Origin of the sequence: Agarivorans sp. OAG1 (assembly GCF_037076485.1) — a bacterium.
Classification (GTDB): Bacteria; Pseudomonadota; Gammaproteobacteria; order Enterobacterales; family Celerinatantimonadaceae; genus Agarivorans; species Agarivorans albus.
Genome location: NZ_AP028990.1, coordinates 1,676,633 through 1,701,263, shown reverse-complemented (window position 1 = coordinate 1,701,263; position 24,631 = coordinate 1,676,633). Strand labels below are relative to the sequence as shown.

Here is a 24,631-nt window from a genome sequence, read left to right as displayed (position 1 = left end):
TTTACTCACACTGTAAATTTAGGGTCAACATGTTCTTTAATTAGATCTCGCAATCCTTCAATGGTTTCCCACTCAGTATTAGTGCCTGAGTTATATTTGAAACCAAAAGGTACTTTCTCTGCTTTATGGTGATTCATGTACTCATCTTCTGTATATGTAAAAGAGACAGAAGGCAAGATCGCGTAATAACGACCTAAATCAATTGTATTGAGAGAATCAGTATCAGTAATCATTTCTTCATGAAGTTTTTCACCTGGGCGAATGCCAACAACTTTAGTTGGGACATCAGGGGCAACTGCTTCAGCGATATCTAGAATTTTGTATGAAGGGATCTTAGGAACAAAGATCTCACCACCCAAATGGTTTTCAAGTGCATACATGACCATATTCACGCCATCTTGAAGAGAAATATTAAAACGCGTCATATCTTCATGTGTAATTGGCAGTACACCTTCTTCTTTTTTTTGCATAAAGAATGGAATAACCGAACCACGAGAGCCCATAACATTGCCATAACGTACGACACTGAAACGAATGTCTTTAGAACCTTTAATATTGTTCGCAGCAGCAAATAACTTATCTGAAGCTAACTTCGTTGCACCGTATAAGTTAATTGGAGCACACGCTTTATCGGTCGAGAGAGCAACAACATCTTTTACATTACATGCTAATGCTGCGCTAATTACGTTTTCCGCACCATCAATATTAGTACGGATACATTCAGTTGGATTATATTCAGCCGTATCTACTTGTTTAATGGCAGCAGCATGAATAATAACATCCACACCTTCACAGGCTTGAATCATACGATTACGGTCACGAACATCACCGATGAAAAAACGTAATTGTGGGTAACCTTTTTGAGGATAGTTTTGCTTTATTTCGAACTGCTTTAGTTCATCACGAGAAAAAATGATGATTTTCTTTACATCTTGGTAACGCTCCAAAATCGTTTTAATGAACTGTTTACCAAATGATCCTGTGCCACCTGTAATTAATACTGTTTTGTTATTTAACATGAAAGTCTCTATTTTTTTTCTGCAATTGTTTTGACTGCCTAACATTAACCAAATCTTCCGGCGTATCAACAGCCAGAGATCCAGCCTCAATTTCAACCATATCAACCACGTAGTCTGATTCTAGAAAACGTAGTATCTCAATATCCTCAACTTGCTCAAAGCATGTTTTTACTTTGTTGCTGTAGAAAAAGGCTAACTGTTCTTTAGAGAAAGCGTAAATACACACTTGTTTATAGCCAAACTTATATTCACTAGTTTTAGTCTGAGGAATACCTGCCCGGCTCATGTAAAGTAGTTTACCAGATTGGCTGAACGTGACTTTAGGTACAGTAAATGAGCGAAATTCTTGCTCTGAAGTAATGGCACACATGGCATTTGTCACATTGCCGCTCTTCAAGAAGGCCTTAATCACTATATTGATATCATCTGGATTGATAAGTGGCTCGTCACCCTGAACATTCACGATGAAATCACAGTTAAGCGTTAAGTTGGCTTCCGCCAGTCTATCGGTACCCGTTAAGCAACCAGAGCTTGTCATAACAACTTGACCACCAAAGGCTTCAACGGCACTTTGGATACGGGCATCATCGGTTGCCACGTATACATTTTCTTTATCCACAGCCAGGCAGGAACGCTCCCACACGTGCTGTATCATTGGTTTTCCACAAATATCGACTAGTGGTTTACCCGGGAATCGACTCGATTCGTAACGTGCAGGAATGACGACAGCAAAGGTTTTTTCATTACTCATGATTAGAATCTCACAGTTGAAAAGTCATCGATAATCAAGTGCTGCTGCAATTGACACCGTTCAATCATCTTCTCTTTTACATTGGAATAAGGCGCGTAAAATACAAAGTCGATGTGATTCTGTTGAGCGGATAACATATCAGACTCCGCATCGCCAAACATGACTGCATTTGTGCTTTGTTCTTGCTCAAGAATACGCTGGATAAGCTCAGCTTTTGGTGTAGGTGAGCCAAACACACCATCAAAGTGAACATCTAACCCTCGCTGAACAAGTACATCTCTTAGCTCACTTTGCTCAGAGCCACTCGCGACATATCGTTTGCCTTTGCACTGCTCAAGAAACATCATAAAGCTAGGGGTTAGCTTTGCAGTTAAATATAAGGTACGGCACTGTTTGGAAAAGTCTACCAAAATCAGCTGCTCTAGCTCACTTCTTTTGTCATCTTCTATAGTAAGGATGCAATCTAAAAAATGGGCAACATGGTGAAAGCGAGACTTACCGAAGTTATGGCGAAAATAATTGACACACTCCACAATGAGATCTTGAGCTGAAAAATGCGCCTCTAGCGCATTTTTCATAGCTTTGATTTTCAATTGGTTGGAATCTAAAATGACCCCATCACAATCAAAAATGTATACCTCGTAATCACTTAGCTGGGGCATAAACAGAGCCTTTAGCAATCGGGTAGCTTGTTGGAGTCAAAGAGGTAATTTCTAGGCTTTTCTCATGAGCGTGATAAAGGTTCAATATGTCTACCATCTCTTGCTGACGAACGTCATCTTGAGCATAACCATCAAAACCAACCACTAAAATTGCAGTTACGTTTGATTCTAATAAAGCACCAAGAACGTAGGCCGTTGTGATGTCATAGGGTGTAATCGTGTAAGTGCCTTGAGTTGCAAACGTCTCTTTTACAACTTCGAGTCCGTAATCAATTAAGTTCACCCCTTCAAGCTCTGACAACTCAGAAGCCGTAAAGCGGCACTTTGGAAGGATGATTGGTTTATCTAACCCTTTATAGAGCTTTGACTCTGATAAGAACTTTGAGTTGTGAGAAATTGCGTAGTAATCAACTAGCTCAGGAGCAATATGCGCAGATGCATTGATTGAGATAACAACCGGTTGAGTGTTCTTAATGTACATCTCAATTGCTGATGCATATTTCTCTGTATTTGGTGCATTTGCAATGATGAGGACATTTTTGCCATCAAAGAGACCTTGTGCATCTTGGCTTCCAGTTACTTCAGCTTTGCTGTCGGAGAAGCTCAGCGCAGTATCAAGTACTGCACCGTTGTACGATGTGGTGCCCTCTAACTTGCTAAGGTAGTCAATCGCACCAATGATTTCGTCAGTACCGTAATGCGTACTAGATAACAGATTCTGAATGTAAGTTGGATGTACATCATTTTGAGCTCCCAAGAAGTACAACAAGTTGCTTCCCCAACCGTATTCTTTTTGCATCGCCTCAAAGTAACGAATAACCAATTCATAGATTGGTTTTGGTCGGTATTTTGAATCATCTTTATCAAGGTAAGCCAGCAAGCTTTCTGTTTGCGTGTTACCTGCTCCGCGCCCCATACCTGTTATTGTCGTATCTAGCCAAGAAACCCCCCCCTCCATTGCTGAGAGTGTGTTGTCTAAACCTTTGCCCATATTGTTGTGAGTGTGGATACCCATGGGGCCAGTCCAGTGAGTACGAAGCGCTGTTACGATACGCTGAACTTCTTGGCTATCCATATTGCCCAGTGAATCAGCAAAATAAAGGACATCTAAACCTTCCCAAGTGACTGCTTGGCGTGCTTTATCTGCAATCACATCGTCGGGTTTACCACCAGCTTGCATAAGGTTGAAGCCAACGATGTAACCCAGTGTTTTTAGGTGAGCAACTATAGGTGCTGAGAACTCCACTTCATTGAAGTGTGCTGCGACACGTACTAAGCCAACTTTACTGTTAGCCGCTGGCACGAATAGCGCATCAATTGCTTCTTCGATTCGCATACCAGATTCAAGGATAGTCTTAGCATCAACCATCACGCCATAAGTTGGGCCTTCAGGCAAAGTCAAGGTATTGATGAAATCCTCGGTAGTGTAAGCGAATGCGCCTAGAAACCCCAACTTAGCGAAATTACGCAAGCCCAGCTCAACGTAGTCAATGTTCGCGCTTGCTACGCTGTTCAGATATTGGTTTACGACTTCTGCGTCAAAGTCCCAATTGTTGTAATAACCACCGTCACGAAGTGTACAGTCTAAAATTGAAAAGTCCATGGTGCTTCTCTTTTTATAATTTTTAATATTACGTCACAGCCTTTTTCATAATGCTGAGACACTTTTAATTTCAGATACCTGATTTTCACTAATTCATTGCAATCTCATGTTTACGTTACTATTGCTAACCAGCCCCAACAGGTTGATTTAATTATTGCATAGTCTTTTTCCAAACTCTTTATTACTTAGTTTTGGACAGTTTTAATTTGTTAACCCGTCGCATTCGTCTAAAGGCTTTTACTCGTCGAAAAGCAATTAACAAACGCCACACATGCTTTAGAGCCATTAAGTAACCTGCGAACACCACCAAAAACAAAGCAAAAGAAAACCAATCGGGAGCATTAAAGCAATTTAGAAAAACACCTACCATAGAGATGCTAAAGCTAATTAAGGTAATGCAAATAAGTGTTTGTCGAGAGGTAAACCCTGCGCGCATAAAAATGTGGTGTAAATGATCTCTGTCTGGCTTAAAGGGAGATTGCCCTTTACGTTTACGCCGAATCATTACTCCAGCCATGTCCATAAGCGGGATAGCAATAACCCATAAGGCGGTAACAGGCTTAAACGCAGGGCTTTCGCCTTGTGAACCAATGGCTAAAAGCCACACCACACTTAAACCAACAAACATAGAGCCTGCGTCACCCATGAAAATTTTACTTCGTTTGGGATTATCCGCTCTAGTAAGGTTAAATATAAGATAGGGAATTAGCGCAACTACAAGGCAAAGTGCGATCCAAGATTCCAGCACAAAACCTTCCAGTATAAAAAGCAAAGACAGAGACAACATGCTGGTAAAGGTTACACCGCCCACTAAACCATCAATGCCGTCTACCATATTATAGGCGTTAATAGCACCCATTATAGCCAAATATGTAAAGGGTACAGCAGCCCAGCCTAGGTGAATATCGCCCATTACTAATAAGTTGCCTAGGTTTTCTATGCGGTCGCCGCTTGCAAACATCATCACACTAGCGGCGACTATTTGGCAAAACATACGCAAACGAACGCTTAAGTCATATTTATCATCTAGCATTCCTACAAGCAAAATGCCGCCAGATGCTAACAAAAAATACTTGAACGAAATGTCATAACCTTGAGCAATAACCAGAAGAGACATTACAAAGCCTACATAAACTGCAATCCCACCTATAAGTGGAATTGCACCTACGTGCAACTTTCGCTCATTTGGTTTATCGACCAATTCATGCTTTATCGCAATGGGTTTTAGTACTTTAATCGCAGTGTATGTGCCTAAAAAAGCAACTAACAAGGACAATATAAAGGTGCTCATAACGACTCACCAAGACTCTTAAAACGAATAAGACAACAACTAGGCATCAACATTTCCCTTAGCAAAGTGACGAACCAGCGCCAGCATTACACCCAGCATACCGCCTAACAAGGTACCTAATACACAAATGAGTGCACGTTTAGGTTTTACTTTTTTCTCTGCGATTACCGCTGGATCAACCACTTTAAACACAAAGTCATCATTAGCTTCAGCGAGCATAAGGGTTTTAGTTTGTTCTTCAATCAGCTGATAAAACACCGTTTGCATTTGCGCTACCGAAGTTTTATCCAGCTGTTCTTTTAAGTAGATAATATTGGCTTTAGTTTCATGCTGAGCTCGTTGTTGCATTACTTGGTTAATGTCTTTAATCAACCAACTAACCCATTGTTGAGCTACGACTGGAGAAATATGCTCTGCTGCAATCGTGATCAGGCCTGTTTCTTTGTCTGTTGTTATGCTTAACACCTCTCTTATAAATACCCCATGACTTTCTTGCATAGAGGGCTCAACAGGGTTAGGTGCCTTAACTTCACGTGTCCAATTATTTGTTTGCGCATCATAGACCTCAGGATCATAACTCAACTCACCACTAACTGGATTCCACCCTTTTGCAGCCATTAAGTCGTTTTTAATTTGGTACTTATCCAAAAAATCTTTAAAGAATTGTCGAGACTTTAAAACCTCGATAGCTAGAGTAGTTTGATCAGTACCCGTTCTACCACCAATGTTAATTCCAGCAAAAGAGGCTAAGCTACCAAACTGTGAAGCCATGCCACTAAGCTTATTACTTTCTTGGTCAGAAGCTGCTAATAAAGCATTGGCACGGTAGATGTTAGGCTGGTTTATGGCGAATATTACAGCGCCAATAGCAAATACAAGAGTACAAGCAACAATTAGCCATTTACCGCGCCAAATAACTGCGAACAGTTCACGAATATCAATTTCATCTTCTGCTGCTTGCTCAAAATAAGCAGGTGAGTGTGCTTGATGTTGCTGTACTTGCTGAGTCATAAATCTCTAATATTCTGTTAATTTAATACTGGATAAACAAAGTTTCAGATAAGTCTGTTATTTCTGAATAGCATTGTATGCCACACCAATTTGATACAAGATTTGCGTAGCCGCTGTCCAAGTACTCAATGCATCACGGTAATCGGTGTCAATAGGCACAACAATGGTATCGCCAGGCTGCAAAGGTTGTTTATTATTCTTAAACCAAAATCCAGACTCTGGTTTATAAACTGAGCCGTTAGCTCTCACTACAAAGATCCTATCTTCATCAGCTTGTTTTTTAGCACCACCTGCAAAGTTAATATAGTCTTTAAAGCTATATGCTTCATCCAATAGGTAAGAAGTTGAAATTTGAACTTCGCCCATAATTGTAACGGTGTTTCTATACTGAGGCACATAAAGCATGTCTTCATCTTCTAACATGAAGTCTTTGGCGCTGTCGCCGAGTAGAATAGATGGTAAGTCCACCACCATTCTGCCAAGTGCTTTAGTTCCGCTCATTTCTTGAATAAGCGCTAACTGTTCTGTTGGGCTAGAAGATGACGTAAAACTACCTGGACCAGTTTGGCGAAGGCTCTTTTTGGCGACCTCCTGGCGAATACTTTCTGCGTAAGCATCTATTTGACTTTGTTCACGCAACCGTAAAGCTTCGCGAGTGAACACTGCACCATCTTGATGAGCATACTCAGTCAATCCTCCGGCCCGAGCTATCACATCTCCAAGTGTCTCCCCTCGTTTTATTACATACGTACCAGGAAAACGAACTTCGCCTTGTAAACTTACCGTGCGTTGCTTACGCAAATTAGGCACTGCCAATACATTTAGCCTATCGCGAGCTTGTAAAACTAGATTTTGTTCAGGGACTCGAGCGATTACATCATTAAGATCAAGACGTAGCAAAGTAACATCGGCATCAGCATCTTGCACAATAGTTCTTGTTAATTCGCTGTGAAGTGCATAGGCACCATTTTTCAAGCCACCCGCAGCATCAATTAAATCCTTTACCGTGTTTTTATTAGTTATTGGGTAAATGCCAGGAAACTTCACTTCACCAAAAATCTCAACAACCTTTAACTCACGATTTATGCTCGATTGTTCCTGTAACATTATCAGTATCGGAGCCAATAGCTTTTCACGAGTCGATTTAAGCACTTTCTCTACTTCGTTAACCGACATATTGGTAATACGCGCTATTCGCTCTATATCAGTTTCAGTTTTAGAATCTTCAATTCTTCCTGAGGTGCTTCCCTGATTCCCAGCTAAGCTTGCTTCATTTTGATTAAAAGTACCCGCAGGTCTGTTTGGTAAAGTGGCGGTTTGAGTTTGCTGACTGTATTGACTAAGTTGAGCATTTTGTTGGGGTTGCTCACCAACAGTTTGGTTAGCCAACTGCTCGGCGGTTTCCATCTTAGCATTAAGACTTGCTGCATCAGCACTTAACAGGTCTTTCTCTTTAGCACCAATTTGAAAAGCTTCACTGAACAGTTCTAAGTTATATTTAGTAAAAACTAGAATTTCGTCTTCTGGCTTTAGAAGAATGTTGTCTGCTGAGTGCTTTTGGTTGATTGCTTTCTCTAGATCCACTTGTAAAATCGTTATTGAACGATCTTTATCTTTGCGCACAACCAAGCTGTAATTGAGGTCGCTGCTCGTATTTAAACTTCTTTGTACACTAGGAAGCAGGTCAGAAATGCGCAGACCTTTCCGCCACTGGTAGCGGCCGTCTCGTGCTACGTTACCTTTAAGCGATACATAGTTTGGTGTTCTTTTATCGACTTGTTCGATAGTTAAAAAATCACCGTTTTGAAGATTCCTTTTGAGATCTGAGCTGTCGTTTAAATCAAGGGTCAATAGATCAATTAAACCTTCACTGGTGATACGCTCAAATCTAGCCGACGTTTTAAATGCTTTAGTTGTATAACCGCCAGCTAATGAAATCAGCCCTTTTACCGTTTCTTTGCCACTAATTTCGTAAATAGCAGGACGAACAACTTCACCTTCCACGCTTACAGTATCACCGAGAGGGCCAACAAAAATCACATCGCCGCTACGTAACTGGAGGTCGTTACTGGTATCACCTTTTATCAGCAGATCGTATAAGTCGAATTTACTCACCAATTGGCCATCACGCAATAAGCGAATATCTCGCAGGCTACCTTGTTGATTAATACCGCCACTCGCATATAGCGCGTGAGTTATAGTAGAAAGAGAGCTCACCAAATATTTACCGGGTTGGTAAGCATCACCCAACACAAACACTTCAACAGTGCGCAACTCTCCCATAGTGACATTGCTACGAACACCGATTTTCTTTTCATTAATCTGTTGCGTAATCAGCTCTCTAACTTCGTTAAATGTTAAACCAGAGACATTTACGGGGCCGAGTTCAGGAAAACTAATACTTCCGTGGCGATTTACTCTAAATTCAAAGCTACTATTTTCTTTACCGAATAGTTGCACATTTAATGTATCACCAGGCCCTAAGCGATAGTTATCAGTAACGGGGATGTTATTAAGTGGGGCAAACGTCGTTGGTTGCGTAGCAAAAACATCTAGGCCAAAACGTTGCAGTTCTGCGGTTTCGCCAGCACTATTTTTGTCAGCAAGCGCTTGTTGCTCAGCTTGTAAGTCGCGCTTTTGCGGTAACTGAGGGGTAATGTTTTGCGGTGATTGAGGTTGAGTCACCGAAGAATGAGAAAGCTGTGATATATCAACACCGTATTGTCTGGCTAACGCTGCTTGTTGATCAGCTGGTAGGCTCTTGAGCATTTGAACTTGATCAGGGCTAAGGTTCATTGCTATAGAAAACTGAGATAACCCTAACAACCAAACTACAATAAGACTTCTAAGTCCAAATTTCATTCTTTAATCTTCTCTTTCACAATCAACAAACTTAGCCAGAAATAACACAATTAATAACGTGCTCGATAATACTTCAATTCACTTCTTTACGTAAACTTACAATTGAAATTAACACCCGAGTAATTCCACAAAGTCATCCATTTGATTAAAATCTATACGTCGCTCTATTTAATCTCAACGCAATAACCTTACTAAAAATCAAAATCGATATTGAAATGCTAAGTTGATCCCACCAATTTTCGCTTTGCTTGAATTTAAGCTACTTAAATACTCTATAGTTACTGCACTATTTCGGCTAAACGCGTAGTGAGCCCCCAATCCGAAACTCGTTCCACTTTCTGAACTACTCGCTACATTTTGTTGATCTAATTTTGCTATTGAGCCACCTAACAATGCATACATTGCAGTTTGCTCAGTGATAGGTAGATTACCTTTAACTAATAATGAGCCCAAGCTATCAATAGATATCCCCCCAGAACGGCCAATAGAGACGCCATACCTTCCTTCCAGAGCTAGATAGTCATTAAAGAAGTGTCCCACTTGGGCCTGTAATACCCATGGTTTGCCTTCACTGCTTGAGGCACCATCAGAGTTATATTCAGTAGAAGTATAAGAAAAAATAGCCCCTGCGTAGGTATTGGCATGGGAGGCGGCGGAAGTTAATAGAAATATAAGAAAACAGAAACAAATTTTTAAGCGTTTCGACACTACCACGGAGCGATTCCCTGCACTATACAATAATGGGGGAAAAGTATAACACAGCAATTTTATGGATAAATACCATCAGTAGTCCAACAGTTTGATATTCAAGCGCTTTACAGTGGTTTAAATACTATTAATTGGTTTAAAAACAGCAGCCTAGATCACTGAAAGGCCTTTCTGGAAAAGATGGATATTTTACCTATTTTTGACACAGCACAAATGTAAAAACCAATAACTGCTTAAATAACCAACAGAAAAACTAATTTAGCTAAGAATAATACCTTTCTATGTCGCCAATAAGCTGCTTTAGTAGCTCATTGTCAAAATTATTAATTCCAGCGGCAGCTTCTCGCCCTCCACCTGATTTATAATTACTACAAATGCTCCCTGCTCCATGTTTTTTATCTAGAGGAGCGCGCAAGCTAACTACTGCTGTTTGACTATCAATTTCGGTTAAAACCAAATGCGCCAGTGAGGGATGTTGGTTTGCTTGTTGATTACCAAAAACGCCGCTTATCCGTCTCGCCCAAGCCGCGTTAGGTAAGATAGTTACTTTTACAATAGAGCTTTGGTAGTGAGCTTTTACGCTGTTGGCAAGATTCATGTCTTCTTGATAAGCATTTTTTAGCTGATGATAGGCAGATTGGCTATCGGCAATAGCTTCAAATGGGGAAGTATATTCAAGCAACTGTTTAAATAGCGTAGCAGGCTCATAATGAAGATCGGCTAGCGCAGCACCATAGCCGTTGTAATTAACTAAAGTACCTAGCTCTTTCAATTGCTCGCTTTGCAATTCGCTTAATTGAGCTTGCTGACACAACACATCAGCTTTCGCGATTAGATTGTCACCATATGCAGCAGCAATTGCCCAATGGTGGTATTTTCCCTTTAGCTTTTCGTCTACCAATAGTGCAGTACAAACATCCGCATCGGTATTAATATCGACTAGCAGATTTGGGTGTGTTGGTATGTCACCGGGGCGATGATGGTCAACATAATGCACATTGGCGCCAACATCTAAGGCTTGCACTAATCCTTCTTGGTTTTTTTCCATAGAAATATCGAGCACGGTGACTTGATCATTGGACCTAAACTCAAAATCATTCATCAACTGATTTTCACGCTTAACACCTGTAAGCAAAATACTGTTTCGGGGCTCGTTTAAACGAAGCTGAATCAGAGAAATAATGCCATCGGCATCACCGTTGAAAATATCTATGTGTCGCAAACTAAACCTCGTCGCTACGCCTTAACAATACCCGCATCAATTAGCGCATTAACCACAAACTCTGCACATTGCTCAACCGACTTACCATCGGTTTCCACGTGTACATCCGCTTTTTCCGGCGCTTCATAAGCTGAGCTAATACCGGTAAAGTTTTTAATCTCGCCGCTGCGTGCCTTTTTGTACAAGCCTTTTGGATCACGCTGCTCACACACTTCTAAGGGTGTATCAATAAACACTTCAAAAAATTCGCCATCACTAAGTTGATTGCGAACTAAAGAACGATCCGCTTTAAAGGGGGAAATAAAAGCGGTAGAGACCACTAAACCAGCATCTACAAACAGCTTGGCTACTTCACCAATACGGCGAATGTTTTCTACTCGGTCAGTGTCTGAAAAACCTAAATCACCGTTTAGCCCATGGCGAACATTGTCACCATCCAGAACATAAGTATGAACACCACGTTGATACAGTAAGTAATCAACTGCGTTAGCAATAGTAGACTTGCCCGAGCCACTTAAACCAGTAAACCAAAGTACGCAGGGTTTGTGGCCTTTTTTCATAGTGCGTAATTCTCGATTAACACTATGATTATGCCAAACAACATTCTCGCTCTTTTTATCCATAACTCGCCTACTCTGCTATCTAAATAAAATCACTATAAAGGAAAAACTATTGGTACCAATATTAAAACCACTAAGCCATAAACCAAGGCTACCGGTAAACCTAATTTAACAAAGTCTCGTAAACTATATCGACCGGCGTTATACACCATTAAATTAGTTTGATATCCATAGGGGCTTACAAAGCTAGCACTCGCTGCAAAAGCTACCGTCATTACAAAGGTCATCGGATTAGCTCCTAATGCGTTAGCCAAGCCATAAGCTAAAGGAAACATTAAGGCTGCCGCAGCATTATTGGTAACCAACTCGGTAAATATCCAAGTTAGTAGGTACACTGCCACTAAACTCAGCATAAACCATTGGCCACTTAAGCCGCCGTTGAACAAACCCTCAAGCAACTCAACTAAACCTGCATTGTGCATAGCCTGTGACAATGCCAAAGCTGAGGCTACTATTAACCAAATTTCTTTGGGAAAACGGCGTACTAATTCACTGGGAGTTAAGCACCTGAAAAAGATTAAACCACCTAACAAAACAACCATCGCTTTAAATAGACTAACCAAGCCAATCGCTGCTGCACCCACGGCTAGAACAAAGCCACCAATTGCAATAAGTTCTGAAGCACCATTTAGACGAGTATCGGGCTCTACCCCACTTACCACGATAAAGTTTTTGCTTAGGTTAGTTCGCGACTTAAAATCGGCGCCGACAGCCAACACTAAAAAATCTCCGGCCTGCAGGGTTATTTCGCCTAGCTTTCCTGATACTCTTTCGCCATCTCGCTTAATGGCTACAACCGCTGCATCGAAGCGGGCACGAAATCCGGCGCCTTTTAAGCTTTTCCCCACCAACATGCTTTCTGGGCGAATAACTACTTCGGTAAGATTAGAGCCCAATAAGCCATTTGAATCTGCAAAGGTTTGCAGCCCGGAGAACTGATTAAGTTGCATAACTTTTGTAACGTCGCCGCTAAAAATAAGCCGGTCGGCTTGTTGCATCACTTCGGTAGGCGCTACAGGGCTAATCAGTTTTCCATCTCGAACAATTTCCACAAGGAACAGAGACTCCAAGTGGCGCAGCCCGTTTTCTTCAACACTCTTACCAATTAAGGCTGAATCCGCTTGAATTTTGGCGTCAATAAAGTAGCGATGATAATGATTTTCTTCACGCTTGTGATCGGGTAAATAGCGTGAAAAAAACGCCAAAGTAAAACCACAAGCCACCACGGCAACCAAGCCTATTAAAGTAAAATCAAAAAAGCCTAAACTTTCACCAGTGCTCTCAAGCAACAAGCTGTTTACGATAAGGTTGGTAGAGGTGCCAATTAAGGTAAGCGTCCCGCCCAAAATAGCCGCGTAAGATAAGGGCAACAATAAGCGGCTAGCACTGTGATACGGATTATTACGAATTGGCGCCAATAAGGTGGCAACTACCGCTGTATTATTTAAGGCAGCAGAAGACAACACCGTGGTGGAATATAATCGAAGCCAAGTAGAACGAAGCGATGGTTTAATGATGGAGGCCGCCAGCACTCGCAATAATCGTGTTTTTTCCAAGGCTATCGAGCATAACATTAAAAGAACCAAGGTCATTAAACCTTGATTCGATACACTAGCTAACAGCTGATCGCTACTGACTAAATCAAGCACGAACAGCAGTAGCATTACCCCGCCAAAGATTTTGGCAGGATACTGCTGATAACGAATTAAAGACGCAATGGTGCCAATGAAAATCACTAGCACCAATATGGCCTGAATGCTCATTACTTAAGTAATTCGCTTAAGTCTTTAGCATCCCAATGCGGGAAGTGTTTACGAACTAGCGCATTAAGTTCTAATTCAAATGCAGAGAACTCTTGCTGCTGCCCGGCTTCTTCTAAACTCCCCTTTGCGGTAATAATACCGGCACCTACAGTTACATTAGAAATACGATCAATAATAATAAATGAACCAGTACCTTTGGCTTTGTTATAGGCATCAAAAGCAACTTGCTGGCTAAATTGAACTTGGCAAGAACCAATCTCGTTTAAGCCTAGGCGAACAGCTTCTTGCTCTTCTAAAGTATTCACATCTATTTGGTGCTCGATCTTAGCGATAGAGCCTGAAGTAGTTTTAGACGCTAGTTTAAAATCGTATTGTTTGTTAGCAATCATTGGCTCTTCGGCCATCCAAACAATGGTCGCTTCTGCGCTGCTAGCTACCCAAGGTTTATTGTTGCTATGTACCAGCATGTTTCCGCGACTTGCATCAATTTCATCTTCTAAAGTAAGAGTTACCGCCATAGGCGCGTAAGCTTCATCAATTTCACCATCAAAAGTGACAATGCTTTTCACTTTCGAGGTTTTGCCTGAAGGTAACGACGTTACTTCATCGCCTTTGCGCACAACGCCAGAGCTGATCGTGCCGCAGAACCCACGGAAGTCTAGATTTGGACGATTAACGTATTGAACAGGGAAGCGGAAGTCATCAAAGTTTTGTCCGGCACTAATTGGCGCACTTTCCAACATACCCATCAAGGTTTCACCGTGATACCAAGCGCTTTGTTCACTGCGCTCTACCACGTTGTCACCATTTAAGGCAGAAATTGGTACGAACTTGATGCTATCGATATTCAAATTCTCAGCAAACTTTTGATACTCTGCTTTGATCTCTTCAAAGCGAGCTTCTGAAAACTCAACCAAGTCCATTTTATTAATAGCAACAATTACTTGCTTAATGCCCAGTGTTGATACAATAAAGCTGTGACGGCGAGTTTGTACTTGCACGCCATAGCGGGCATCAATCATTACAATAGCTAAATCACAGTTCGACGCGCCAGTTGCCATGTTACGGGTGTATTGTTCATGCCCTGGCGTGTCGGCAATAATAAACTTACGCTTTTCTGTAGAGAAATAACGGTAAGCAACATCAATGGTAATCCCTTGCTCACGTTCCGACTGTAAACCGTCAACCAATAGCGCTAAGTCAAACTCACCATCTGTGGTGTTAAAACGTTTTGAATCATTTTTGATGGTTGCTAACTGATCTTCAAAAATCATTTTTGAATCATGCAGTAAGCGACCAATTAAGGTGCTTTTACCATCATCAACGCTACCACAGGTTAGTAAACGTAGTAGCTGTTTCTGTTCATGTTGTTGTAAGTACTCTTCGATATCTGAAGCAATCAATGTTGATTGATGAGACATGGTATCCTCGCTTTCCTAGCTTTCGCCAGCGTCAAAATTCTTGTTCTGTTCCCACCCAATAACTTGAGCGGGTAAATACTGTTTAGAAGCCTGCTATTTCCTTTAGAAATAACCTTCCATTTTCTTCTTCTCCATTGACCCAGCACTATCATGGTCAATCACGCGACCTTGTCGTTCAGAGGTTTTAGTCAACAGCATTTCTTGAATAACTTCAGGTAAAGTTGTAGCTTCCGACTCTACGGCTCCGGTAAGTGGGTAACAGCCTAAAGTACGAAAACGTACCATTTTGTGTTGAATTTCCCCTTCTTCAACTGGCATACGCTCATCATCTACCATGATTAAAGTGCCGTCACGCTCAACGACTGGGCGCTCTTGAGACAAGTAAAGAGGAACAATTTCTATGTTTTCTAGATAGATATACTGCCAAATATCTAATTCGGTCCAGTTAGATAGCGGGAATACTCGAATGCTTTCGCCTTTGTTTACTTTAGAGTTATAAGTATTCCAAAGTTCAGGACGTTGTGATTTTGGATCCCAACGGTGGTTTTTATCACGGAATGAATAAACTCGCTCTTTAGCTCGTGATTTCTCTTCATCACGACGCGCGCCACCAAAGGCAGCATCAAATTGATATTTGTTTAATGCTTGCTTTAAGCCTTGAGTTTTCATTACATCAGTGTGCACTGCACTGCCGTGAGTGAAAGGACCAATACCCATTTCAAGACCTTCAGGATTCTTATGCACTAGCAATTCGAAATCGTATTTTTCTGCCATGCGGTCGCGGAACTGGATCATTTCTTTAAATTTCCAGTCGGTATCTACGTGCAGTAATGGGAAAGGAATTTTTCCGGGGTAGAAAGCTTTACGCGCTAAATGAAGCATTACCGCGGAGTCTTTACCCACAGAGTACAGCATTACCGGGTTGTCGAATTCAGCCGCTACTTCACGGATGATATGGATACTCTCGGCTTCTAATGCTTTAAGATGAGTTAAGTTATAATTTTCCATTTAGTCTTCAGCTCTTAATTCGTTATATCGTTATAGAATATAAAACAAGCTCAGACTAACTGATAAAGCTGACTACTACTAGTAACCGCGCTATAACATTATGCTACTTTTAATAATCTGAGGTTCTAAGAAGATATAAGTCTATAAGTATAGAGAGAATGCAACTGGAGCTGAACTCTTCGTTTCTATTTTAAATAACCTGTATAGACATTAAGAAAGCACATTGTTACGAAATTAAACCTACTCTTTCTAGAGTGCTTTTAACCAATCTTGAGCCTTTAGATACCAATCAATGGTAAGCTCAATGCCTTGTTCAAAAGATACTGCTGGCTCATAACCCAATTCTTGTTGAGTTTTTCTGGCGTCAATAGCATATCTGCGATCATGCCCGACTCTATCTTCAACAAAACTTATTAACGATTCAGCATTACCTGCAATAGCAGCTTTAGCCAAAGGATACTGCATCGCCAATCTAGATGATTTTCTGAAACGTTGGTTTAATAATCGACAAACCAACTTTACGATTTCGATGTTGGCCCATTCATTATTGCCGCCGATATTATAGTTTTCCCCTATACGCCCCTTATCTAGGACCAACTCGATACCTCGAGCATGGTCTTCTACAAAGAGCCAATCTCGAACTTGCATACCATCACCATAAATAGGTAACGCTTTGTTACTTAGTACATTAGTGATAACTAATGGGATAAGTTTTTCTGGGAAATGAAACGGACCGTAGTTATTTGAACAATTAGAGGTTGTTACTTCCAAACCGTAGGTATGGTGATATGCTCGGACTAAGTGATCGCTAGCGGCCTTGCTTGCAGAGTAAGGTGAGTTGGGGGCGTATTGAGCATCTTCTGCGAAAGCTGGGGCATTGGGCTCAAGAGATCCGTATACTTCATCTGTACTAACGTGATGAAAGCGATGTGGTAACGGCGGTATACCTTGGGCAATTGGGTGGTCAATCCATACTGCTTTAGCCGCTTTAAGTAAACTATAGGTTCCGATAATATTGGTTTCAATAAATGCATCAGGTTCAGTAATTGAGCGGTCAACATGAGACTCTGCAGCAAAATGTACAATGGTATTAAGCTCTTCTTCAACTAACAAACTCTGCACCAAGTTGGTATTACAAATATCTCCCTGCACAAATTTAAAATTATCGTGGGTCTCTACATCAGAAAGACTTGCTTTATTTCCTGCGTAAGTCAGAGCATCCAAAACAACAAGTTGATCATTGGGGTGATGCTGTAACCAATAGCGTACAAAATTGGCACCAATGAACCCGGCACCACCGGTTACCAATATTCGTTTACTCATATCTCTTTTCACTATCAAAACTTATGACACAAGTGCATTTAGGTACTTGCCATAAGCATTATTTAGCATTGGTGCTGCTAAGGCTTTTAGCTGTTGTACGTTAATTAAACCCAGCCGGTATGCAATCTCTTCTGGACAACACACTTTCAAACCTTGTCGTTTTTCCAAAACAGCAATAAACTGAGCGGCTTCTAGCAGTGAATCATGAGTCCCCGTGTCTAACCAAGCACTACCACGACCAAGCAGCTGAACTTGCAATAAACCTTTGTCCAAATATAAGTTTATAAGATCTGTAATTTCTAGTTCACCGCGCTTAGAAGGTTTAAGTTGTTTAGCTAAGTCAACGACTTGATTGTCAAAAAAATAACAGCCCGTAACTGCAAAGCTAGACTTAGGTACTTCTGGCTTTTCCTCAATAGACAACACCTTTCCATCTTTATCAAATTCCACAACTCCATAGCGCTCAGCATCGGTGACATGGTAACCAAACACACATGCTCCGGTACATTGTTTGGCCGCAGAACTTAAAGCTAAAGGCAAGCCCTGTCCGTAAAACAAGTTATCCCCCAACACTAAACATGCGGCACAGTTATCAAGAAAGGTCTCAGCAATCAATAGTGCTTGAGCAATACCATCGGGCGTATTTTGCTCAGCATATTCAAATCTTAGTCCCCACTGAGTTCCATTACCTAAAAGCTTTTTGAAACGAGGGAGATCGTCGGGAGTAGAGATAATTAGGATGTCTGTAATTCCAGCTAGCATTAATGTAGCTATTGGGTAATAGATCATAGGTTTGTCATAAACAGGCATTAACTGCTTACTAATCACTTGCGTAATCGGGTATAAACGAGTCCCGGACCCTCCAGCCAAAACTATTCCTTTACGTCGCAAAACAACCTCTAACAAAAATCATAAAGCATTAATTTTAGCTTACCGGAAACAGTTTTAAGTTAATACGATCGTCGGCCAAGTTTTTAAAGCGCAAGCTAAAGCCTATGTCGGAGAGTTTTCCGATGCTTTCTAAGTAATGTGCATCGGCGTTGAGACCTAAAGGCATTCCGGGATGAGCCGCATCAAAAGGAGTTGGTGCATCTAACAACCCCGCATTGGCAAACAATACTTGATCGTGCTCTATCACACCATACAAGCAGGCAACTGGTGCCCGTAGATCGGCCGCTTTAATAATACGGTTAAGCGTACTAAGGGCTTCGCTGGGTTGAAGCGCTGTAGGGTCATTAACCAAAAAGCGATTCCACATATCTTGGAAAAAGCCATTTATAATGACCGCGGCAACCACTCCTTCATCACCTAATAAGCAAATATCAACCACCAAAAAACCTACATGATGCTCGTCAATTTGTTTAATAATGGGAAACAATGTTTGCCCTTTCAGTCGATAATGACAAAAGAACCCGATGATTTCTTGGGTGTTCTCTGGAAGGATTTCATTCAATACCATGCTCGCTTGAGCATCATTGGCTTTAAAGTGGGCTTTATGTTCATCGAACTCAGCAAATTCCATTTGCAGGCTGTGCTCGTTAGCCATTGAAAGATTAGCAAGAATGGTGTCAGTTAACTCATTAAAGTCGGTAAGCGGTTTAACTAAAAAGTCACTAGCACCGAGCTGCAATACCTTACGCAAATCGGCCATGGTGCTTTTACCGGAAATAACCACAACACTGCCGGGGAAGTTGTCTAAGCGTTGCAGCAGTTCCACCCCATTCATGCGCGGCATGATGAGGTCCATTAAAATAATATCGTAATGTTGTTGATTGATAGCATTAAGGGCTTCTTGTCCATCTCCTACAGCCCCAACCATTGCGCCTTTTTGAGTTAGAAACGCGAGCAACTGCTGACGAAACACCACTTCATCTTCTACAACTAAAATTGAGATCCCGTATAAAGGGTTATCGTCGCGCTCCAGCACTCTCTCCAAATATCCTTATTAATTAATACGTTAATAGCATTTAAGTGGTCTAATGTGTTGATAATATAAGCAAAGTAACAGCAACGCCAGCAAGCGTGTATAAAATTTATACCACACAAAGGTATGCAAAAAACCAAATCCGGGTTGGCAGCGCTAACACTAGCAGCAGAAGCCGTTAGGTGCGCTGAACGATGCTACTTACAAGCATAGTTCAGCTTAATTAATAATCTTCTAACTCGTCTAAATAATCTTCTAAAGCTGAATCGATATCTTGTTTTGAGGATGTTGGCGGCTTACCGTTGTAGAAGCGATATAAGCGATACTGTAAGTAAGCATCTTTAACAAAGGTATAGCTGTCTAGCGAGTTATCCAATAGAGGTTCTTGCTCAATAACTGACGCACGCTTATACAGGCCATCTAGGCCCCACTTAATCACTTGCTCGGCAAACGTTAAGTTGGTTAATGGCGATGCAAATGCGTCTACCCAGTCGCCGACTTCTTTACGTACTGTGGTTGGCCCAAGTACAGGCAACATCACATAAGGCCCTTCTGGCACCCCGTAGAATCCCATCACATCGCCGAACTCTTCAATGTCTCGTTGTACACCGGAGCGCCCCATTAGGTCGAAAATGCCAAAAATACCAAAGCTGGAGTTAAACAGAAATCGAACTAGATTATTAGAAGCACGTTCTACCTTACCTTGCAGGAGGTGGTTAGCAAAACTAGCAGGCTCTTCCAAATTACGAATAACGTTATTCATGGCTTCGCGAATACCAAAAGGTAAGTACTCGGCGTATACATGTGTTACAGGACGATAAAGAGGCTTATCCAAATAATTATAGTTGAAGTTCCACATGCTTCGATTGAAGCTCTCGAAAGGATCGGAGAAGTCTTGATAAGGCTCATCAAAAGCCTCTACTTCATTAGCCATTGTGGTAGATGCAGTAGACAACATAACAGCAAACATCAAAAAAGCTGTAACTACTTTACGCACTCAGACCCCCTTCCTTGGTCAAATACCTATCGCAAATCAACTCACCAAATAATTTGCGAATACAAATAAAAAAAGGTTGCTAAGCAACCTCTTTTTATTATGGCATCTATGTTAAGAGCTGAATAGTAAAAACTATTAACACTTACAATATTAATACATAATTATAGGGGGGTATCGATAAGCAAACTTATTGCTTGTTCTTCACCCTGAGAGATAGCAGAAGATTGCCCTTCCCAATCACCTTCAATGGTTTGCACATTGTTATCGTAAGATAGACGAGCGGTAATATAAAAATCGCCTTGCTGAGAAAGCTTAAGACCTTCCATCATGCTATCGCTGTCCGACAAATTTACCGTTACAGGAAAACGCGGATGCGCTACTTTTTTGGCCGCTAAAGGCATTGGCGGGCCATTCACAGACTTAGCGAATACAAACAAGAAGCTTGAGCCTGGCACTTCCAACCCTTCTTTCACATCTACAGTGATGCTGTAGCTAGGACCACTTGCTGGATTGTTTTCAACCACCGCTTGCTCAACAGCCGGGGTTTGTTCCGCAGCTGGCGCTTGCTGTTGAGCTATTTGCGCTTCGGCAAATTCAATACTTTGTTGCAGCATTTGATAACGCTCAGAATCAGCATCAACCAAACTTAGCATTCTCTGCCAGCGATCAATAGCCAACTGAAACTGCTGTTGCTCGAGTGCCATAAAAGCATACAAGGACCAAAGCTCTAATTGACTAGAGTCTTGCTGTAGGGCTAATACTAATAGTCGCTCAGCGCGCGCTTGTTCACTGGGTTCACCACTGTAGAACAAAGATTGCGCATAAACAGCTATAATATTGGCACTTTTTGAATCGCGCATATACGCCTGCTCTGCGGCATCGGTCATAATGTCTAAACGATTTAGGGCTTGGCCAACTTTAGCTAATAAAAACCAGCCGCGTGTATCACTGGGGTCATTATGTAACTTGGTACGCAAGCCTAAAGCGAAGTCATTTAAGTCTTGTTCGCTTACCTCACCACCTTGACCAAGTAGCACCTTGTTACTCAGCTCTGGCATTTTTTGCACAATCGCTTGCCAGTCTTGAACCTTTTCAGCACTGCCTAGTTTGATATACATTCCAATGGAAATAGTCACCACAAAAACCACACCGGGAAGCGCAACCCAAGGGGAAATGGCACTGCGTTTGGCATTTGTTTCTTCGGGAATATCATCCAACAAGTTATGCTGAAGTTCGCTCACTAACACTGAGCTATCTTCCGCTAAGCCTTGCGCATTCTCTTGTTCAATTTCAATTAATCTATCTTTGTAGAGAGTTTTATTTAGTTCTGTTTGAGTCACCGAGCGACTGTCTCGTTGTCGCCACAAAGGCAATACAACAACCGCCACAGCCATCAGGGTTAAAACGGCAGCAGCCAACCAAAATACTGTCATTATTTTTCTTGCTCCGTTTGTTTAATTAGCTGCTCAAGGCGTTCTTGTTCGGCCAAATCTAGCGCAGGTTTTGCGTCTTTTCTTCTTCGGGCTAGTCGCCACACAGTAAACCCGCCAATCAATATAATTAGTACCGGTGCTATCCAAAGGGTAAGCACCGCCGGAGTAAGTGGTGGGTCGTAGCGCACAAAGTTTCCATAGCGCGCTACCATATAATCCAATACTTCTTGTTTATCACTGCCCGACTTCACCATTTGGTAGGTTTTCTCGCGTAAGTCTTGAGCAAGCCCAGCGTTAGAATCTGAGATGTTATTGTTTTGACATTTAGGGCAACGTAACTCACGTGTTAACTCTCGAAACAGCTCTTCCTGTTCTGGGTTATCAAACTCGTGAGCTGAAATCGCAGCGTTTGCCAATATAGGAAGGCTAAGTAACAGCACCGCTAAAAAGCTTTGAAAAGTTTTCATCATGATTAATCCAAACCAGCAAATATTGGCGCAAGCTCTGCTTGCCAATTACGCGCGTTTACATCACCCACATGGCGATAACGAATTACGCCTTGGCTATCGATAAAATAGGTTTCTGGAGCACCATACACACCAAGGTCTAATGCCAACAGGCCCTTGCCATCGTACAAATTCACTTGATAGGGGTTACCGAGTTGCTCCAACCACTTTATCGCTTTAATTCGATCGTCTTTGTAATTTAAGCCAACAATCTTAACGCCTTGTTCAGCCAAGGAGTTCAGAAAGGTATGTTCTGCGCGACAGGTAGGACACCAGGTAGCCCAAACATTTAGCAACAAGGGTTCACCCTTAAATATCGCAGCATCGTGTTGCTTATCTTGCTGATAAATATCTTGCAAAGTGAATTGGGGAACCGGCTTGCCTATTAATACAGACTCAAGCTCGGTAGCGTCACTGTACAATCCGCGATATAAAAACACTGCCATAAACAAGAAGGCGATAAGAGGCAGTAAAAAATAAAAAATACGTTTATTCATTTAAGCTTCCTCTGCCAAATCAGTGCTTTTACTACTTGCACCTTTTACAGGTGGCTTGCCACTTAACTGCTCTTGCTTAACTTTGAAACGATAGCGTTTATCCGACATGGCAAATATACCGCCAATTGCCATAATAATTGAGCCGAGCCAAATCCAACGAATGAAGGGTTTGTAATATAGGCGCACTGCCCACGCTCCACCGGGAAGCTGTTCACCCATTGCTGCGTATAAGTCACGCCATAAGCCTGCATCAATAGCAGCTTCTGTCATCATGTTTCGTTGTACCCGATAGAAGCGTTTTTCTGCGCGTAAGGTTGTTGCTAAGTGCTCATCTTTATATACGTCTATCACCCCAACATGGCCTTCATAGTTTGGACCAACTAAAGGCTCAACCTGTTTGAAGTGGAAAGAGTATGCAGCAAAGGTAACCGAATCACCAGGCTCTAAACGCAAGTCACGTTCAATACTGTAATGGCTGGTTAAAGCCACGCCAATTACCGTTACCGCAAGACCTAAATGGCCAAGTACCATTGCCCAATGAGAACGACTGAGTACTTTCAAACCTTTGGTGAAAGTGTGGCGATGAGTAGCACGCAAATATACCTCTAGGGCTGTACAGCTAATCACCCAAAACGATAAGGCAAGTGCCATGTATGCCAAGGCGTAGAACTTCGGCGCTAGCATTACCAATAATGCAGCAGGCACCAATAAACTAAATGCAGCTAAAGCCAGCAGCCAACCTTTAAGGGGGCGAATATCTTGGCGCTTCCACCGCAGCAAAGGACCAATACCCAAAGCAATAGCAAAAGGCACAATCATCCAGCTAAACATTCGGTTAAAGAAGGCCTCACCAATTGAGATACTGCCTAGGCCAATTTCTTTGTGGATAAGCGGCAATAAAGTACCCAACAATACCACCACTAAGGCGGCCACTAGTAAGATGTTGTTGATTAACAAGAAGGTCTCGCGAGAAAATAAACTATAGGTTCCGCGACTTTTCACCTGTGAGCCACGAATAGCAAACAGCAATAAGGAGCCACCAATCACCACCAACAAGAAGCCTAGAATAAACAAACCACGAGCAGGATCGCTAGCGAAGGCATGCACCGAGACCAATACGCCGGAGCGAACTAAAAAGGTTCCTAATAAACTAAGAGAAAATGCCGATATAGCCAGCAACACCGTCCAGGATTTAAACACCCCTCGCTTTTCGGTTACCGCTAACGAATGCAGCAGCGCAGTACCCACTAACCACGGCATAAATGAAGCATTTTCTACTGGATCCCAGAACCACCAACCGCCCCAGCCTAATTCGTAGTAGGCCCACCAACTTCCTAGTGAGATACCTAAAGTAAGGAAAATCCAAGCCGCCATTGTCCAAGGGCGAGACCATCGAGCCCAAGTGGAATCTAAACGTCCGGCCATTAGAGCAGCGATAGCAAAAGCAAAAGCCACCGAAAAACCAACATAACCCATGTATAAAAGAGGAGGGTGGAAAATCAATCCTACATCTTGCAGTAAAGGATTCAAATCTTGTCCATCAACCGGGAAAAATGGCAAAGTTCTGTCGAAGGGATTTGAAGTAAGCAAGATAAACAGGTAAAAACCTACACATATCATCCCCATTACCGCCACTACCCGCGCAACGGCGTCGAGCGGTAAGCCGCGACTGAACATTGCTACTGCAGCGCCCCACCCCGACAAAATCATCGCCCACAGCAATAATGAACCTTCGTGCGCTCCCCAAACAGCTGATAAACGGTAGTAAACCGGTAACTGGCTGTTGGAGTTGTTAGCCACATAAGCTACCGAGAAATCATTTATAGCAAATGAGTAGCTCAAGACCACAAAAGACAATGTGACGAAGGCAAACTGCGCTAGTGCTAAAGGCCGAGCAAGTTTCATTAATGAAACACTATTTTTACTCGCGCCCCATAGCGGGTATACACTTTGTAAAATAGCTAACGCACAAGAAAGAATTAATGCGTAATGTCCAAGTTCCGGGATCAT

21 protein-coding genes are annotated in these 24,631 nt (G+C 41.9%); all 21 read right to left on the bottom strand.

The annotated features are described in order from the left end of the window. Nucleotides 1–5: 5 nt before the first annotated feature. On the bottom strand, nt 6–1,019 hold the full coding sequence (gene pseB / locus OAG1_RS07965) for a UDP-N-acetylglucosamine 4,6-dehydratase (inverting) (protein ID WP_338625511.1): 1,014 nt from the start codon (nt 1,017–1,019) through the stop codon (nt 6–8). Then, complete coding sequence (locus OAG1_RS07960) at nt 1,009–1,770, bottom strand: 3-deoxy-manno-octulosonate cytidylyltransferase (protein WP_338625509.1); 762 nt, start codon at nt 1,768–1,770, stop codon at nt 1,009–1,011. The genes pseB and OAG1_RS07960 overlap by 11 nt, the downstream gene beginning before the upstream one ends. A gap of 2 nt (nt 1,771–1,772) precedes the next feature. Continuing rightward, a complete protein-coding gene (locus OAG1_RS07955; protein ID WP_338625507.1) occupies nt 1,773–2,432 on the bottom strand; it encodes an HAD family hydrolase in 660 nt (219 codons plus the stop codon). After that, nucleotides 2,416–4,035 (bottom strand): aldolase catalytic domain-containing protein, encoded by a 1,620-nt coding sequence (locus tag OAG1_RS07950; protein ID WP_338625505.1) that lies wholly within the window; start codon nt 4,033–4,035, stop codon nt 2,416–2,418. Before OAG1_RS07950 ends, OAG1_RS07955 begins: the two co-directional genes overlap by 17 nt. A gap of 181 nt (nt 4,036–4,216) precedes the next feature. Continuing rightward, nucleotides 4,217–5,326 carry a UDP-N-acetylglucosamine--undecaprenyl-phosphate N-acetylglucosaminephosphotransferase gene (gene wecA, locus OAG1_RS07945; RefSeq protein WP_338625503.1) on the bottom strand — a complete coding sequence of 370 codons (1,110 nt, stop codon included), beginning with the start codon at nt 5,324–5,326 and terminating at the stop codon, nt 4,217–4,219. 39 nt (nt 5,327–5,365) lie between these two features. Beyond that, nucleotides 5,366–6,337, bottom strand: coding sequence for a Wzz/FepE/Etk N-terminal domain-containing protein (locus OAG1_RS07940; protein ID WP_338625501.1), 972 nt, complete (start codon nt 6,335–6,337; stop codon nt 5,366–5,368). Nucleotides 6,338–6,394: 57 nt separating this feature from the next. Continuing rightward, complete coding sequence (locus OAG1_RS07935; RefSeq protein WP_338625499.1) at nt 6,395–9,199, bottom strand: SLBB domain-containing protein; 2,805 nt, start codon at nt 9,197–9,199, stop codon at nt 6,395–6,397. 198 nt (nt 9,200–9,397) lie between these two features. Further along, nucleotides 9,398–9,907 (bottom strand): outer membrane beta-barrel protein, encoded by a 510-nt coding sequence (locus OAG1_RS07930; RefSeq protein ID WP_338625496.1) that lies wholly within the window; start codon nt 9,905–9,907, stop codon nt 9,398–9,400. Between the two features lie 262 nt (nt 9,908–10,169). Beyond that, nucleotides 10,170–11,129: a DHH family phosphoesterase gene (locus OAG1_RS07925; protein WP_338625494.1), complete on the bottom strand. Its 960-nt coding sequence runs from the start codon at nt 11,127–11,129 to the stop codon at nt 10,170–10,172. Nucleotides 11,130–11,143: 14 nt separating this feature from the next. Next, nucleotides 11,144–11,752, bottom strand: a complete 609-nt coding sequence (gene cysC / locus OAG1_RS07920) for an adenylyl-sulfate kinase (protein WP_338625492.1) — start codon at nt 11,750–11,752, stop codon at nt 11,144–11,146. 32 nt (nt 11,753–11,784) lie between these two features. Beyond that, nucleotides 11,785–13,512, bottom strand: a complete 1,728-nt coding sequence (locus tag OAG1_RS07915; RefSeq protein WP_338625490.1) for an SLC13 family permease — start codon at nt 13,510–13,512, stop codon at nt 11,785–11,787. After that, nucleotides 13,512–14,933, bottom strand: coding sequence for a sulfate adenylyltransferase subunit CysN (gene cysN, locus OAG1_RS07910; RefSeq protein ID WP_338625488.1), 1,422 nt, complete (start codon nt 14,931–14,933; stop codon nt 13,512–13,514). Before cysN ends, OAG1_RS07915 begins: the two co-directional genes overlap by 1 nt. A gap of 102 nt (nt 14,934–15,035) precedes the next feature. After that, entirely contained in the window at nt 15,036–15,941 is a 906-nt protein-coding gene (cysD, locus tag OAG1_RS07905; RefSeq protein WP_016401676.1) for a sulfate adenylyltransferase subunit CysD, read from the bottom strand. Nucleotides 15,942–16,190: 249 nt separating this feature from the next. Next, nucleotides 16,191–17,264: a dTDP-glucose 4,6-dehydratase gene (rfbB, locus tag OAG1_RS07900; RefSeq protein WP_338625485.1), complete on the bottom strand. Its 1,074-nt coding sequence runs from the start codon at nt 17,262–17,264 to the stop codon at nt 16,191–16,193. Between the two features lie 21 nt (nt 17,265–17,285). Next, nucleotides 17,286–18,155 carry a glucose-1-phosphate thymidylyltransferase RfbA gene (rfbA, locus tag OAG1_RS07895; protein ID WP_338625483.1) on the bottom strand — a complete coding sequence of 290 codons (870 nt, stop codon included), beginning with the start codon at nt 18,153–18,155 and terminating at the stop codon, nt 17,286–17,288. 34 nt (nt 18,156–18,189) lie between these two features. Further along, nucleotides 18,190–19,191, bottom strand: coding sequence for a response regulator (locus OAG1_RS07890; RefSeq protein WP_338625481.1), 1,002 nt, complete (start codon nt 19,189–19,191; stop codon nt 18,190–18,192). Between the two features lie 220 nt (nt 19,192–19,411). Beyond that, entirely contained in the window at nt 19,412–20,185 is a 774-nt protein-coding gene (locus OAG1_RS07885) for a VacJ family lipoprotein (protein ID WP_338625479.1), read from the bottom strand. A gap of 161 nt (nt 20,186–20,346) precedes the next feature. Next, a complete protein-coding gene (gene ccmI / locus OAG1_RS07880; RefSeq protein WP_338625477.1) occupies nt 20,347–21,618 on the bottom strand; it encodes a c-type cytochrome biogenesis protein CcmI in 1,272 nt (423 codons plus the stop codon). Next, complete coding sequence (locus OAG1_RS07875; RefSeq protein ID WP_338625475.1) at nt 21,618–22,088, bottom strand: cytochrome c-type biogenesis protein; 471 nt, start codon at nt 22,086–22,088, stop codon at nt 21,618–21,620. The genes ccmI and OAG1_RS07875 overlap by 1 nt, the downstream gene beginning before the upstream one ends. Nucleotides 22,089–22,090: 2 nt before the next feature. After that, a complete protein-coding gene (locus tag OAG1_RS07870; protein ID WP_016401681.1) occupies nt 22,091–22,621 on the bottom strand; it encodes a DsbE family thiol:disulfide interchange protein in 531 nt (176 codons plus the stop codon). Further along, the gene (locus tag OAG1_RS07865) at nt 22,622–24,631 is read right to left on the bottom strand and encodes a heme lyase CcmF/NrfE family subunit (protein WP_338625473.1); all 2,010 of its coding nucleotides are present in this window, start codon (nt 24,629–24,631) and stop codon (nt 22,622–22,624) included.

Excerpts from the sequence above, each read along its gene's own strand:
- cysD (WP_016401676.1), bottom strand. The coding sequence starts at position 15,941 with ATGGAAAATTATAACTTAACTCATCTTAAAGCATTAGAAGCCGAGAGT.
- cysC (WP_338625492.1), bottom strand. The coding sequence starts at position 11,752 with ATGGATAAAAAGAGCGAGAATGTTGTTTGGCATAATCATAGTGTTAAT.
- OAG1_RS07950 (WP_338625505.1), bottom strand. The coding sequence starts at position 4,035 with ATGGACTTTTCAATTTTAGACTGTACACTTCGTGACGGTGGTTATTAC.
- ccmI (WP_338625477.1), bottom strand. The coding sequence starts at position 21,618 with ATGACAGTATTTTGGTTGGCTGCTGCCGTTTTAACCCTGATGGCTGTG.
- OAG1_RS07875 (WP_338625475.1), bottom strand. The coding sequence starts at position 22,088 with ATGATGAAAACTTTTCAAAGCTTTTTAGCGGTGCTGTTACTTAGCCTT.
- OAG1_RS07960 (WP_338625509.1), bottom strand. The coding sequence starts at position 1,770 with ATGAGTAATGAAAAAACCTTTGCTGTCGTCATTCCTGCACGTTACGAA.
- OAG1_RS07870 (WP_016401681.1), bottom strand. The coding sequence starts at position 22,621 with ATGAATAAACGTATTTTTTATTTTTTACTGCCTCTTATCGCCTTCTTG.
- OAG1_RS07915 (WP_338625490.1), bottom strand. The coding sequence starts at position 13,512 with ATGAGCATTCAGGCCATATTGGTGCTAGTGATTTTCATTGGCACCATT.
- rfbB (WP_338625485.1), bottom strand. The coding sequence starts at position 17,264 with ATGAGTAAACGAATATTGGTAACCGGTGGTGCCGGGTTCATTGGTGCC.
- OAG1_RS07955 (WP_338625507.1), bottom strand. The coding sequence starts at position 2,432 with ATGCCCCAGCTAAGTGATTACGAGGTATACATTTTTGATTGTGATGGG.
- cysN (WP_338625488.1), bottom strand. The coding sequence starts at position 14,933 with ATGTCTCATCAATCAACATTGATTGCTTCAGATATCGAAGAGTACTTA.
- wecA (WP_338625503.1), bottom strand. The coding sequence starts at position 5,326 with ATGAGCACCTTTATATTGTCCTTGTTAGTTGCTTTTTTAGGCACATAC.
- OAG1_RS07865 (WP_338625473.1), bottom strand. The coding sequence starts at position 24,631 with ATGATCCCGGAACTTGGACATTACGCATTAATTCTTTCTTGTGCGTTA.
- OAG1_RS07940 (WP_338625501.1), bottom strand. The coding sequence starts at position 6,337 with ATGACTCAGCAAGTACAGCAACATCAAGCACACTCACCTGCTTATTTT.
- OAG1_RS07935 (WP_338625499.1), bottom strand. The coding sequence starts at position 9,199 with ATGAAATTTGGACTTAGAAGTCTTATTGTAGTTTGGTTGTTAGGGTTA.
- pseB (WP_338625511.1), bottom strand. The coding sequence starts at position 1,019 with ATGTTAAATAACAAAACAGTATTAATTACAGGTGGCACAGGATCATTT.